The organism is Cryptosporangium sp. NPDC048952 (assembly GCF_043197895.1).
In the GTDB taxonomy this organism is placed as follows: domain Bacteria; phylum Actinomycetota; class Actinomycetes; order Mycobacteriales; family Cryptosporangiaceae; genus Cryptosporangium.
Genome location: NZ_JBICTY010000001.1, coordinates 1,453,724 through 1,466,771, shown reverse-complemented (window position 1 = coordinate 1,466,771; position 13,048 = coordinate 1,453,724). Strand labels below are relative to the sequence as shown.

The following is a 13,048-nucleotide window of genomic DNA, read 5'->3' as shown; positions in this document are numbered from 1 at the left end:
CGGTGTTCAGATCTCGGGGGTCAGCCAGCCCGCCTGTTCTATGTGGGCGGCGGCGCGCTCCAGGGCGTCACGGGGCTCGGCCCGACCCCGGATCACGTCGGCGATCGCGGCGGAGAGCACCTCCGACACCGACGGCCACGCCGTCACCGGGGGCGGGCTGAGCACCCCGCGGTGCACGTCCTCCATCACCTCGTACGCCGACGACAGGGCCCGCACCCGAGGGTCGCGCCACGTGGACAGCCGCACCCCGTTCGCCCCCTCCAGCGACGTGATCAGGTCCATCTCCGGCGTCGCCACGTGCCGCAGGTACTCGTACGCCCGCTCGGGGTCGGAGCACCCCGCACCCATCACCAGCACCCAGTAGATGTTCAGCGACACCCCGTCGGGCACGGGACTGCACGCCACCACATCCGGCGTGGACATCGCCGCGAACCCCGACCAGTTCACCATCAGCGCCGCCCCGCCCGCAGCGAACGCCTCCCCCGACGCCACGCTGTCCCACTCCAGGGACGCGGGGTCCACGAGTCCCTCGGCGTGCAGTTGACGCAGGAACGCCAACCCGCTCACCCCGGCAGGCCCGGCCAACGACGACAGGTCCCCACCTCGGCTCCACAACTGCAGGAGGAAGTCGTAGACGTCGTTGTGCCCGTCGGGGAGCCCGGCCAGCACCGTGCCGTAGAGGCCGGGCCGCGTGAACCAGCGCGCGGCATCGAGGAACTGGTCCCACGTGGTCGGCGGCGCCAGTGGGTACCGGAACCTTTCGAAGAATCCGGCGCGCTCCTCGTCGTCGGTGAAAAGGTCTGAGCGGTACAGGAGCATCATCGGACCGTCGTGGTAGGGCAGGCCGTACACCCGCGACCCGCGGGTTTGAAGCAGGCGCATCGACGGGCTCCAGCCGTCGGGCCAGTCGGGTGGCGGCGAAGCCGCCAGGTACGGCGCCAGGTCACGAACCGCGCCACGCGAGATCAGCGCGGGGAGCCAGTCGCTGACGACGAGGGCCAGGTCGACGGTGCCGTCGAGGAGCGCGTCGGTGTGGAGGACGGTGTGCTCGAGGTCGGGCAGATCGACCCAGGAAGCGGTCAGGGGGAACCCGGCGGCCTGCCGCGCGGTGGCTTTCTCGAACCCGTCGAACGTCCGGCCCAGAAGTCGCATACTTGCTCCGAGTCAATCGTTTGACCTACAGTTCAGAGACATCATGCCCCATGACAAGGGAGTCACGCATGCCCGTCGTTGATGCGCACCAGCACTTCTGGGACGTCGATGCGCTCGAGTACGCCTGGCTCACGCCGGAGGCCGGTCCGATCTACCGGACGTTCGGGTACGAGGAGCTGGAACCGCAGCTCGACGAGTGCGGTGTCGACGCGACAGTGCTGGTACAGGCGGAAGGTAGCTTCGCCGATACCGACGCGATGCTCGCGCTGTCGGCTCGGCATCCGCGGCTCGCGGCGGTCGTGGGGTGGGTGCCGTTGCTCGACCCTGCGGCGACGGGTGACGCGCTCGAGCGGTACGGGAAGGACCCCCGGTACGTGGGGGTGCGGCACCAGGTGCACGACGAGCCGGACGCGGATTGGATTCTGCGGCCGGCGGTGCTGGAGTCGCTCGGGCTCGTTGCGGCGCGAGGTCTTACCTGGGATCAGATCTCGACGGTTCCGCGCCACTTGGAGCACGTGCCGACGCTGGCCGAGGCGCATCCCTCGCTGCGGATCGTGATCGACCACCTGGCCAAGCCGCCGATCGCCGAGGGTGGCTGGGAGCCGTGGGCGGGCCTGCTGGCTCGGGCCGCTTCGTATCCGAACGTGTACGCGAAGATTTCGGGGCTCGATACCGCGGCCTCCCCCGATTGGACCGCCGACGAACTGCGGCGATACGTGGACCACGGGTTGTCGGTCTTCGGTCCGGAGCGGTTGATGTGGGGCAGCGACTGGCCGGTCTCTGTCCTGGCCGGCGGTTACCGCCGCGCCTGGAACGCAATCCAGCAACTCCTGCCAGCCGAGCACCGCGAACGCGTCTTGGGCGGCACCGCCATCGACTTCTACCGCATCCCCGGCCTGGGCTGAAGCCGCGCCACCCGCATTGACCAGGACGTACCGGCGCCCAGCTCCGGCCGCTGGAGGAGAGGAGAAACCCGTGCTCGACGAACTGCAGCCGATCGCGGCGGCTACCGACTTGAGCGTTGCGCCCGAGTATCGGCGGCCTATTGCGATCGTGGGGGCCGGTGCGATCGTGGACGTGGCGCATCTACCTGCGTATCGCCGTGCCGGGCTCGACGTTCGGGGCATTTTCGACCTCGATCACGAACGCGCGAAAACCGTCGCCAAGACCCACGGCATCCCCACCGTTCATGGCTCGCTCGAAGAATTGCTCGCGTCCGACGTCGACGTGGTGGATGTGGCAGTTCCGGCGAACGTGCAGCCGGGCATCGTCCATCAGGCAATAACGGCCGGGAAGCATCTCCTCTGCCAGAAACCGTTCGCAGAAGACCTGACCACGGCGCGACACATGGTGACCGCCGCCGAGAACGCCGGCACGAAGATCGCCGTGAACCAGCAGATGCGTTTCGAGGAAGGCATCGCCGCCGCGATCGCCATGGCCAAGGCCGGCTGGCTCGGCGAGGTGACGACGTTCAGCTTCGACGTCAACATCGTCACCGACTTCTCCTCGTGGGAATGGCTCGCCAAGCGCGAAAAACTCGAGGTCTGGTACCACTCGATCCACTACCTCGACTCCGTGCGAGCGCTGCTCGGCAACCCGGTCCGCGCCTACGCCGTGGGATCACGAACCCCCGGCCAGAAGGTCACCGGCGAAACACGCACGATGACGACCCTGTCGTTCGCGAACGGCACGAACGCGATCCTGCACGTCAACCACGAGAACCGCACGGGCGACGCCCACGCCGCCTACCGCATCGACGGATCACAAGGCAGCGTCAAGGGCACGATCGGCCTGCTCTACGACTATCCGCACGGTCGCCCCGACACCCTCACGGTCAATTCCGCGGAGCACACGGACGGCTGGCTGAACTACCCGGTCACCCGCCGCTGGATCCCGGACGCCTTCGCCGGCCCGATGGGCTCGCTGCTGCGCGCTATCGCTACCGACGGCGAACCGGAGACTTCGGGACGCGACAATCTCGGCACGCTCGCGCTCGTCGAGGCGCTGTATCGGTCTATGGACTCCGGCGACGCTCAGCGACCGGAAGAATCTGCCCCGTGAAACCAGGAAAACGCGTCACGCTCGCGGACGTCGCTGCGCACGCGGGAGTCGACCGGTCGGTGATTTCCCGGGTGATGAACAGCGACCCGGGTCTGAACATCCGCCCGGAGACGCGCGAACGGGTACTCGCGTCGGTGAAGACGCTGGGGTACCGGCCGAACGCTGCCGCGCGGACGTTGCGCACCCGCCAGAGCCGCACGTTCGGACTGTTCATTCCGGACTACGCGAACCCGGTCTACGCCGAGATCATCAAGGGCGCGGAGGCCGCGGCGGCCGAGCGGGAGTGCGTGCTGGTCACCGGCTCCGGGCGGGTTGCCGACTCGGCCAAGCCGTACCTCGACCTGCTCGCCGACGGCCGGGTGGACGGCTTGCTGCTGGCCGGAGGGGTGAAAGCGTCGGCGACGCTGAGCGCGCTGCGTGAGTCGCGCATGCCGTGGCTGCTCCTGAACTGGAGCATGACCGACGCCACCCGGCACATCGTGCTGGACGACGAGGGTGCGGCAGCGATGGCGGTCGAGCACCTGGTGAGCCTCGGGCACCGGCGGATCGCACACCTCGCCGGTCCGGACGGCTCCGACACCGCTTCTCGGCGCGCCAGCGGTTACCGCGCCGCCATGCGGTTGCACGGTCAGGCGCCGGACCCGGCGCTGGTGGTGCGTGCGGACTACACCGCCGACGGCGGGTTCCACGCGATGACCGAGCTCCTCGGGCGCACGCCCCGGCCCACAGCGGTGTTCGTGGCGAACGTGGCGTCGGCGATCGGTGCGTTGCGTGCCGCCTATCGGTGCGGGGTTCGAGTGCCCGCCGAACTGTCCATCGTGGCCGTGCACGACCTGCCGCTCGCCGAGTACCTGGTGCCGGCGCTGACGACGGTGCGGATGCCGCTCGAGGAGCTCGGGCGGCGCGGCGTCGAGAAGCTCACCACCACCGATCCGGACACTCCGGTCGCCGAAACCGTCGACGGCCCGATGGAGCTGGTGCTCCGCGAGTCGACCGCACCCCCTGGAGAGAGCTAGATGGCACGCGGTGTCCTGTACAGCACCGAAACCGACCCCCTGTCGGCCCCGTGGGTCACCCCCCACGTCCGCGCGCTGGCCGCCTCGTCAGGCGTGGACCTCTCCACCGTGACCGGCACCGGCATCGGCGGCCGAATCCGCCCCTCCGACCTCCCGACCTCGCCGGCCGAGTCGGTGGCGGTGAGCGCTTCGCGCTCCGTGTTCGCCGTCGAGGTGGACGTCACTGACCGGGGTGCGGGTCTCGTGCGGTTGCTCAGAGCCGTGATCGACGCTCCGCAGCTCGCCGGCTATCCGATCGTGACGCGCGTCGACGGCAAGCTCGCGTACCTACCAGGCATCCGGGACCTGAACGAGGACGGCATCGAGAAGCTGCTCGCCGATCCGGCCTCAGCCAAGGTGAATCCGGCGCGCACGCTCCTCGTGGAGATCACACCCGACGCGATGCTCGCGGTACCGGCCTGGGAGGGTCCGGTGCTCGCCCTGGGCGCACCGACCCGCCGCCCTACGGTGGTACGCACCGGGGACGGCGGCGAGGGCATCGCGATCCGCACCCTCGTCCACCTGACGCTGGGCGTCGACCCGCACGAACCGGACGCCACCGCGTTCCTGCACACGGTGGCCGCCCGCCTCGCCTGAGCCATGAACGGTTTGGTGGGCTATCACCCACCAAACCGTTCAGGCCTCAGCGGCTGTCCGAGCTGCCTTCCTGCGCCACCGTCGCGCGCGCGGCTTCGAGGCGCGCCACCGGCACCCGGAACGGCGAACAACTCACGTAGTCGAGCCCGACCTGGTTGAAGAAGTGCACCGAGTCCGGGTCACCCCCGTGCTCCCCACACACGCCCACCTTCAAGTCAGGACGCGTCGCACGGCCCTTGTCCGTACCGATCCGCACGAGCTCCCCGACCCCGTCGACGTCGATCGTCTCGAACGGCGACACCCCGAAGATCCCCACCTCCAGGTACGTGGAGAAGAACGCCGCCTCCACGTCGTCCCGCGAGAATCCCCACGTCGTCTGGGTCAGGTCGTTCGTACCGAACGAGAAGAACTCCGCGCTCTCCGCGATCTGGTCCGCCGTGAGCGCCGCCCGCGGCAACTCGATCATCGTCCCGATCAGGATGTTCAGCTCTTCGCCGGTTTCCTCCGCAACCTCCTGCAGCACCTGCTCGGCGTCGGCCCGAATGATCTCCAGCTCCTGCACCGACCCGACCAGCGGAATCATGATCTCGGGCTTCGGATTCTTGTGGAGCTTCACCAGCTGCGCGGCGGCCTCGGCGATCGCCCGTACCTGCAGGTTGAACAGCCCCGGTACGACCAGCCCGAGCCGCACACCACGCAACCCCAGCATCGGGTTCGACTCGTGCAGCCGGTGCACGGCCTGCATCAGCCGCAGGTCGTTCTCGTTCTTCTCACCCCGCGACTCGGCCAGCGCCACCCGCACCGACAGCTCGGTGATGTTCGGCAGGAACTCGTGCAGCGGCGGGTCGAGCAGCCGGATCGTCGTCGGCAGCCCGTCCATCGCGGTGAGCAGTTGCAGGAAGTCCCAGCGCTGCAGGGGCAACAACGCCTCCAGTGCGGCGTCGCGCTGCTCGTCGTCCTCGGCCAGGATCAACCGCTCGACGTGCTGACGCCGCTCTCCGAGGAACATGTGCTCGGTACGGCACAGCCCGATGCCCTCGGCGCCGAACCGCCGGGCCCGCTCGGCGTCCTCGGCGGTGTCCGCGTTGGCCCGCACACCCAGCCGGCGCTTCTCGTCGGCGTGCTTCATGATCCGGTCGACGGCGTGCACGAGATCGCCCGAGGATTCGACGCCCTCGAAGTACTCCACCACCGGCGAATCCACGACCGGCACCTCACCCAGGTACACCCGCCCGGTCGAACCGTCGATCGAGATGACGTCACCCTCGTGCACCTCAGTGCCGTCGGGTGCCGTCAAGAAGCGGCGTTTGGTGTTGACCTGCAGTTCCTCGGCGCCGCAGACGCAGGTCTTGCCCATGCCCCGGGCCACGACCGCCGCGTGCGACGTCTTGCCGCCACGGCTGGTGAGGATGCCCTTGGCCGCGATCATGCCGTTGAGGTCGTCGGGGTTGGTCTCCCGGCGCACCAGGATGACGTCTTCCCCCGACCGCGACCACTTCACCGCGGTGTACGAGTCGAACACCGCCTTGCCCACGGCGGCACCCGGCGACGCCGACATGCCCCGGCCCAGCTGCTGCACCTTCGCGGACGTGTCGAACTGCGGGAACATCAGGTGGACCAGCTGATCGCCGGTGACCCGCTGAACCGCTTCATCGAGGTCGATCACGCCTTCGTCGACCAGCTGCGAAGCGATCCGGAACGCGGCGGCGGCAGTGCGCTTTCCGACCCGGGTCTGCAGCATCCACAGTTGCCCGGCCTCGATCGTGAATTCGATGTCGCACAGGTCGCGATAGTGGCCCTCGAGCGTCGCCATGATTTCCATCAGGCGGTCGTACGAGGTCTTGTCGATCTTCTCGAGGTCCTGCAGCGGCACGGTGTTGCGGATACCGGCGACGACGTCCTCGCCCTGCGCGTTCTGCAGGTAGTCGCCGTAGACGCCCTGTTCCCCAGTGCCCGGGTCACGGGTGAAAGCCACGCCCGTCCCGGAGTCCATCCCCATGTTTCCGAACACCATCGCGACGACGTTCACCGCCGTACCGAGGTCCGCCGGAATTCGCTCCTGCCGCCGGTACAGCACCGCACGATCGGAATTCCAGGAATCGAAGACCGCGTTGATCGCTGCGGTCATCTGCTCCCGCGGGTCCTGCGGAAAATCCTCGCCCGTGTGCTCCCGCACGATTCCCTTGTAGACGTCGACGAGGTGTCGCAGGTCGTCGGCGTCCAGATCCAGGTCGTTCTGGGTGCCCTTTTCGCGCTTGATCTCCTCGATGGCGTCCTCGAACGCCTCACCCTCGATGTCCTGGACGGTCTTGCCGAACATCTGGATCAGCCGGCGGTACGAGTCCCACGCGAAGCGCTCGTTGTCGGCCTGGCGTGCCAGACCCTCGACGGATTGGTCGTTGAGCCCGACGTTGAGAACCGTCTCCATCATTCCGGGCATCGAGAACTTCGCACCGGAGCGGACGCTGACGAGCAGCGGATCGTTCGGGTCGCCGAGCTTCTTGCCGCGTGCTTTCTCCAGCGCATCGAGGTGCGTGGCGACTTCGTCGTCGAGACTTTCGGGAGTCGAGCCCGTCTCGAGGTAGACCGTGCAGGCTTCGGTGGTGATCGTGAACCCGGGCGGTACCGGAAGGCCGAGGTTCGTCATCTCGGCCAGGTTCGCGCCTTTGCCGCCGAGTAAATCCTTGAGGTCCTTGTTGCCCTCGGAGAAGTCGTAGACGTACTTCGGTGAATCGTCCGTCATAGCGGCCTCCATGAGGGCGGGAGCTGGAAAGAGCCGAGGCTAATAACCTGGTACCCAGCCTGGAGCCCGTTGTGAGCAGGCGCACCCAGGTTGGTCGACTGTTCCGATTCAGACGTAAAACCCCACGTGAGACGGGTTGCACAGACTGCTGGCGATACCGAGGGGTAACCCGTAGCGCGCAATCGCTAGGCTGCGCGCGGGATCGGGTGTCGTGCGGGGAGAGAGATACGCGTGCAGCCTCTTCGCGGCAACGATCCGCACCAACTCGGCCGCTATCGACTTCTCGGGCGTCTCGGTGCCGGCGGCATGGGCATCGTCTACGCGGGTGCCGTCGACGAGCCGGACGGGCGCACCCGCCAGGTCGCGGTGAAGGTGATCCACCCGCACCTCGCGGACGCTCCGGAGTTCCGCACCCGCTTCCGCTCGGAGGCTACGCTCGCGGCGCGGGTGGCCCGCTTCAGCACAGCTGCTGTTCTTGATGTCGACGTCGAGAGCGAGCAGCCGTTCCTGGTCACGGAGTTCGTCGACGGACCGACGCTCCAGGAGGTCGTCGACGAACAGGGACCGCTGAGCGGCGGTGCACTGGACGCCCTCGCGATCGGCATCGCGACCGCGCTGGTGGCGATTCACGAGGCCGGGATCGTGCACCGGGATCTCAAGCCCAGCAACGTGATCCTGTCGCGGTTCGGGCCGCGGGTGATCGACTTCGGGATCGCCCGCGCGGCCGACCTGGTGAGCGGGTTGACCAGTGGGGCGATCGGGTCGCCGCCGTACATGGCGCCGGAGCAGTTCCGTGGTTCCGCGGTGACACCTGCGACCGACGTCCACGCGTGGGGCGCCGCGGTGTGTTTCGCGGGTACGGGCAAGCCGCCGTTCGGCGTCGGCGCACCGGAGGTGATGCTCTTCCGGACGCTGTCGGCCGAGCCCGATCTGGCGGGGCTCGATCCGTCGCTGCGGGAACTCGTCGGAGCGGCGTTACGCAAGGATCCTGCCGAGCGTCCGGGGACCCAGGAACTGCTCGCTGCGCTGACGCTGCAGCGTCCAGGCGTACTTCCCACGCTCCCGCCGGCGTCGTCCGCTGCGTCGTCTGAAAAACAGCCGGTAGGCGACGAGGCGAGCCGGACCACCGTGCACGTGGCGACGTTCCCCACCTCGGAGTTGCCGGCGTCGGAGGCTCCCCGACGGTGGGCGGCTGCACGGGACGGTCGCCGCGCAGCGACGCTGCAGCGGCGGATAGCGGTGCGCACGGCGGTCGCGGCGGTGGTGCTGGCGGTGGCAGCCGCGGGCGCGGTCAGCTGGATGCGGTGGCCCGATCGGACGACGCCGGAGGCGGTCCCGCCGAAGCCCGATCTGCGGGTCGTTCAGTACTCCGCCGACGACACGGCGATCGGCCCCGCACCCGCAGTGCCCGGCGCGCGGCGCGGCGGAACCGTCACCGTCTACGCGCAGGCGAAATACTGGGAACTCGACCCGGCGCAGAACCGCTACGCCGACGGCATGATGGGCAGCTCCCGGCTGCTCGCCCGGACGCTCACCGCCTACCGCGAGAACGGCATCAACCGCCCCACGCTCGTCGGCGACCTGGCCACCGACACCGGCCGCAGCACCGACGGCGGCCGGACCTGGGAGTTCACGATCCGCCCGGGGGTGAAGTTCGACGACGGGAAGGCGGTCACCGCTCAGGACGTCGCGAACGGCATCGCGCGCTCGTTCACCGACCGGGCCACCGGCTTCACCTATCTGCAGCAGTGGCTGGCCGGGAACGCGGACTTCCGGTCCTTCTACAACGGCCCGACTCCGAAAGCGCCGTACCCGCCCGGCGTGGAGACGCCCGACGCGCGGACGCTCCGGATCACGTTCCCGGCGCCGCACCCCGACTTCCCCACCGTCGCCGCGCTGCCCGGTACCGCTGCCGTTCCGAGCAGTTGGCGCTACTCCGACCGGGATCCGGTGCCGGCGACCGGTCCGTACCGGGTCGTCGCCCACGATCCGAGGAAATCGCTGACACTGGAGCGCAATCCGGCCTGGAACCCGGCGACCGACCCGATCCGGGTCGCCTATCCCGACCGGTACGACGTCCGGTTCGGCGCCGAGCGACCCGCCGTCACGAGCCTGATGATGAGCAACGACGAACCGAACGCCGTCCAGCTCAGCACCCTCGATCCGACGCAGATCGAGAAGGTCTACGACCAGCGGCAGACCGGGCGGTTGGTCGACGGGGTCGGCACCGGGCACCGGGACCTGTGCTTCAACACGTCCCGGTTGACCGATCCGGCACGTCGACGGGCGCTCTCGCTCGCGTTCGATCCGGAGGCCGCGCTCAACTCGACCGGCACGGACCTCGTCGGCGACTACACGAGCAGCCTGCTCTCGCCCCGCGTACCGGGATATCCGGTGAGCCAGGACCGGACGAAGAGATCAGGCGATCCGGCGAAGGCCCGGGAGTTGCTGGGCGGCGCCACGGTGAGCCTCGTCTACGCCTTCCGGGACAACGCCGACGGCAACCGGCTGGCGATCGCGGTGAAGGAGGCGTTCGCCCGCGCGGACGTGACGATCGAGCTGCGGCCGGTCGACGAGTTGGAGTTCCCGGCGGCGATCGCGCGCCGCACCAACGAGTACGACCTGTACCTCTGCGAGTTCACGCCGGACTACCTGGACGGCAGCGCGATGCTCGGACCGCTCTACTCGAGCAGGGGCATCCGCGCTGTCGGCAGCACGAACCGCAGCTACGTGAACGAACCGTCCGTCGACGCCGAGCTGGACCGCATCGCGAAGCTGCCCGACCGGACGAAGGCGGCCGCGGCGTACACCGCGCTGTCGCAGCGGATCCTCACCGAGTTCGCGCCCGCGATTCCGTACTACGACCAGCGGCGGCTGACGCTGCGGGGGTCGAGCGTGCAGGGGTTGTTCGTGAGCACGCTCTGGGCGGTGCCGGACCTCGGGCGGGTCTGGGTCAGGGACTGATCCGGCGATACGGTTGGCGGGTGACGACCGTGTACAAAGTTCTCCGCGCCGACGAGTGGGCTGCTGCGCAGGCCACCGAGCGTTACGAGGGGTCGCCCGACGACCTGCGTGACGGCTTCGTCCACCTCTCGACCGCGACCCAGCTACCCGGGACGCTCGACCGGTTCTTCGCCGGCGAGACCGGGCTGATGCTGCTGGCCGTCGACGCCGAGACGCTCGGCGAGGAGCTCCGCTGGGAGGCGAGCGCGGGCGGCGAAACCTTCCCTCACTACTACGGCCCCCTCCCCATGAACGCCATAACCGAAGCAACCCCAGTCCGCTCCGACTCCTAGGCCGCCCCAAATGTGTACACACTTGGGTACACTTTTGGGATGCGGATCAAGACGCTGTCAGTCCGGGAAGCTCGCGAGCAACTGTCGAGCGTGCTCGACGCCTTTCGCAAGGGCGACCGGACTCCAGTCGGGGTCGGTTCCCACCGAAAGACCGAAGCCGTAGTAGTTCCCATCGAGGTCTACGACGAACTCGTCGCGGAACGGGCGCGCCGGGAGAATGCGATAGCTCAGGCGGATGCGTCCATCCGAGCGGAGGGGCTGGCCACCAGCCCCGAGGCCGACGCCATCACAGACCGATGGAAATGCGGCGAGATCAGCACAGCCGAAATGCGTTCACAGACCCGCGCCCTGTTCGGCATCGCATGAGCGATGATCCGTACAGCGATCCCCTGAGCGGCGTCCTCAGGAATCGGCTGGGGATCAGTAACCCGGATCGGCTGCAAGAAGTCGAAACGGCTTTGTCGCGTGCAGCTTTGGCTGAGCTAGCCATCCACGACATGCCCGGCAGCTACGACCTTCCTCACCTGCAGGCGTTCCACCGCGAACTGTTCGACGACATCTACCCTTGGGCGGGAAGCCTACGAACAGTATGGATCGCCAAGACGGCTGCGTTCTGCCCGCCGCAGCACATCGAGTCATACGCCACTGCGGTGTTCGGGTCCTTGGCGAAGGAGCGCTGTCTGCGGGGTCTCGATCGCGCCAGCTTCGTGGATCGGCTGACCCACTACTAGGCAGAGGTCAACGCGATCCATCCCTTCCGCGGAGGAAATGGTCGGACACAGCGAGCGTTCTTTCGGCAACTGACGAGCCGCGCGGGATGGCCAATCGACTGGACCGACCTTGATCCCGAGGCCAATATCGAGGCCTCGGCCGCATCGCTGCGGGGCGACAATCGGCTGTTACAGGCTCTACTCGACGAACTAGTCCGGCAGTAAGGCGTCAGCCGCCGGAGACGTCTAGTTCGGCGTCGGTGGGGGCCGTGAGGGCGTCGGGGTCGTCGAGCCAGCCCTCGGGGAGGACGACGCGGCGGGCGCCGGTGGTGCGGCCACGGGGTTCGCCGATCTCGGTGGTGGGGAACGGCGCGTCCGGGTCGAGCTGGGCGAGCAGGTCGTCCAGCTCGGCGAGGGTGCTGACCATGCCGAGCTGACGCCGCAGCGTCGAGCCCGCCGGGTAGCCCTTCAGGTACCAGGCCACGTGCTTGCGGAAATCGGGCAACCCCCAGGCTTCGCCCTTCCACTCGGCGAGGAGCTCGGCGTGCCGGCGCATGGTGACCGCGACCTCGCCGAGGTGCGGCCGCACCCGCTCCGGACGCCCGGCGAACGCAGCCGCGAGGTCGGCGAACAGCCACGGACGCCCGAGGCAGCCGCGCCCGACGACCACGCCCGCGCAGCCGGTCTCGGTGACCATCCGGACGGCGTCGTCGGCCTCCCAGATGTCGCCGTTGCCGAGGACCGGTACGTCCAAAGCGGCGGCGAGCTCGGCGATCGGCTCCCAGTTCGCCCGGCCGCCGTAGAACTGCACGGCGGTGCGACCGTGCAGCGCCACCGCGGTGACTCCCGCGTCCTCGGCCGCGCGGCCCGCGTCGCGGAAGGTGATGTGGTCGTCGTCGATGCCGATGCGCATCTTGACGGTGATCGGCACGTCGGTGCCGGCGGTGGCCCGCACGGCCCGCTGCACGATCTGCGCGAACAGCTTCCGGCGGAACGGCAGCGCGGATCCGCCGCCCTTGCGCGTCACCTTCGGTACCGGACAACCGAAATTCAGGTCGACGTGATCAGCCAGGTTCTCCTGCACGACCATGTCGACGGCACGCCCGACGACGTCGGGGTCGACGCCGTAGAGCTGGATCGAGCGGGGCTGCTCGTCGGGGGCGAACGTGATGAGGCTCATCGTCTTCTGGTTGCGCTCGACCAGCGCGCGGGTGGTGATCATCTCGCTGACGTAGAGGCCCGCGCCGTGCTCGCGGCAGAGCCGCCGGAACGCGACATTCGTGATGCCCGCCATCGGGGCCAGCACTACCGGCGGGTCGACGGTGTGCGGGCCGACGGTGAGCGGTCGAGCGACGGCCAGAGCAGAAGACACGCCCTCCAGCGTCTCACGCCCTGCCCCACACACCCATCAGCGAGTTCGCCCGCTCCGCTTGC

General features: G+C 68.7%; 11 protein-coding genes and 1 pseudogene. 9 read left to right on the top strand and 3 right to left on the bottom strand.

Annotation, left to right across the window (positions count from 1 at the left end; genetic code table 11):
• Positions 1-6 precede the first annotated feature (6 nt).
• Positions 7-1,152 carry an extracellular solute-binding protein gene (locus ACGFY5_RS06915; protein ID WP_392718125.1) on the bottom strand — a complete coding sequence of 382 codons (1,146 nt, stop codon included), beginning with the start codon at positions 1,150-1,152 and terminating at the stop codon, positions 7-9.
• Between the two features lie 68 nt (positions 1,153-1,220).
• Here ACGFY5_RS06915 and ACGFY5_RS06910 point away from each other — a divergent pair, with 68 nt between their 5' ends.
• The 4 genes from ACGFY5_RS06910 (at position 1,221) to ACGFY5_RS06895 (ending at position 4,865) form a co-directional block, all read left to right on the top strand.
• Entirely contained in the window at positions 1,221-2,057 is an 837-nt protein-coding gene (locus ACGFY5_RS06910; protein WP_392718123.1) for an amidohydrolase family protein, read from the top strand.
• A 70-nt stretch (positions 2,058-2,127) separates the two neighbouring features.
• Positions 2,128-3,213: a Gfo/Idh/MocA family protein gene (locus ACGFY5_RS06905; protein WP_392718121.1), complete on the top strand. Its 1,086-nt coding sequence runs from the start codon at positions 2,128-2,130 to the stop codon at positions 3,211-3,213.
• Positions 3,210-4,229: a LacI family DNA-binding transcriptional regulator gene (locus ACGFY5_RS06900; protein WP_392718119.1), complete on the top strand. Its 1,020-nt coding sequence runs from the start codon at positions 3,210-3,212 to the stop codon at positions 4,227-4,229. Before ACGFY5_RS06905 ends, ACGFY5_RS06900 begins: the two co-directional genes overlap by 4 nt.
• Positions 4,230-4,865, top strand: a complete 636-nt coding sequence (locus tag ACGFY5_RS06895; RefSeq protein ID WP_392718117.1) for an E3 binding domain-containing protein — start codon at positions 4,230-4,232, stop codon at positions 4,863-4,865.
• A 46-nt stretch (positions 4,866-4,911) separates the two neighbouring features.
• Here the strand turns inward: ACGFY5_RS06895 and ppdK are convergent, their stop codons facing one another.
• Positions 4,912-7,620: a pyruvate, phosphate dikinase gene (ppdK, locus tag ACGFY5_RS06890; RefSeq protein WP_392718115.1), complete on the bottom strand. Its 2,709-nt coding sequence runs from the start codon at positions 7,618-7,620 to the stop codon at positions 4,912-4,914.
• A 219-nt stretch (positions 7,621-7,839) separates the two neighbouring features.
• On the opposite strand from ppdK, the gene ACGFY5_RS06885 reads away from it, so the two are divergent.
• The 5 genes and pseudogenes from ACGFY5_RS06885 to ACGFY5_RS06865 form a co-directional block, all read left to right on the top strand.
• Positions 7,840-10,572, top strand: coding sequence for an ABC transporter substrate-binding protein (locus tag ACGFY5_RS06885; protein ID WP_392718113.1), 2,733 nt, complete (start codon positions 7,840-7,842; stop codon positions 10,570-10,572).
• A 20-nt stretch (positions 10,573-10,592) separates the two neighbouring features.
• Positions 10,593-10,904 carry a DUF952 domain-containing protein gene (locus tag ACGFY5_RS06880; protein WP_392718111.1) on the top strand — a complete coding sequence of 104 codons (312 nt, stop codon included), beginning with the start codon at positions 10,593-10,595 and terminating at the stop codon, positions 10,902-10,904.
• 39 nt (positions 10,905-10,943) lie between these two features.
• Positions 10,944-11,270 (top strand): type II toxin-antitoxin system Phd/YefM family antitoxin, encoded by a 327-nt coding sequence (locus ACGFY5_RS06875; RefSeq protein ID WP_392718109.1) that lies wholly within the window; start codon positions 10,944-10,946, stop codon positions 11,268-11,270.
• The gene (locus tag ACGFY5_RS06870) at positions 11,267-11,635 is read left to right on the top strand and encodes a Fic/DOC family protein (RefSeq protein WP_392718107.1); all 369 of its coding nucleotides are present in this window, start codon (positions 11,267-11,269) and stop codon (positions 11,633-11,635) included. Before ACGFY5_RS06875 ends, ACGFY5_RS06870 begins: the two co-directional genes overlap by 4 nt.
• 9 nt (positions 11,636-11,644) lie before the next feature.
• Positions 11,645-11,839 (top strand): annotated as a pseudogene (locus ACGFY5_RS06865) (cell filamentation protein Fic); the annotation flags it as partial.
• Positions 11,840-11,843: 4 nt separating this feature from the next.
• Here the strand turns inward: ACGFY5_RS06865 and dusB are convergent.
• Positions 11,844-12,986 (bottom strand): tRNA dihydrouridine synthase DusB, encoded by a 1,143-nt coding sequence (gene dusB, locus ACGFY5_RS06860; RefSeq protein WP_392718105.1) that lies wholly within the window; start codon positions 12,984-12,986, stop codon positions 11,844-11,846.
• Between the last annotated feature and the right edge of the window lie 62 nt (positions 12,987-13,048).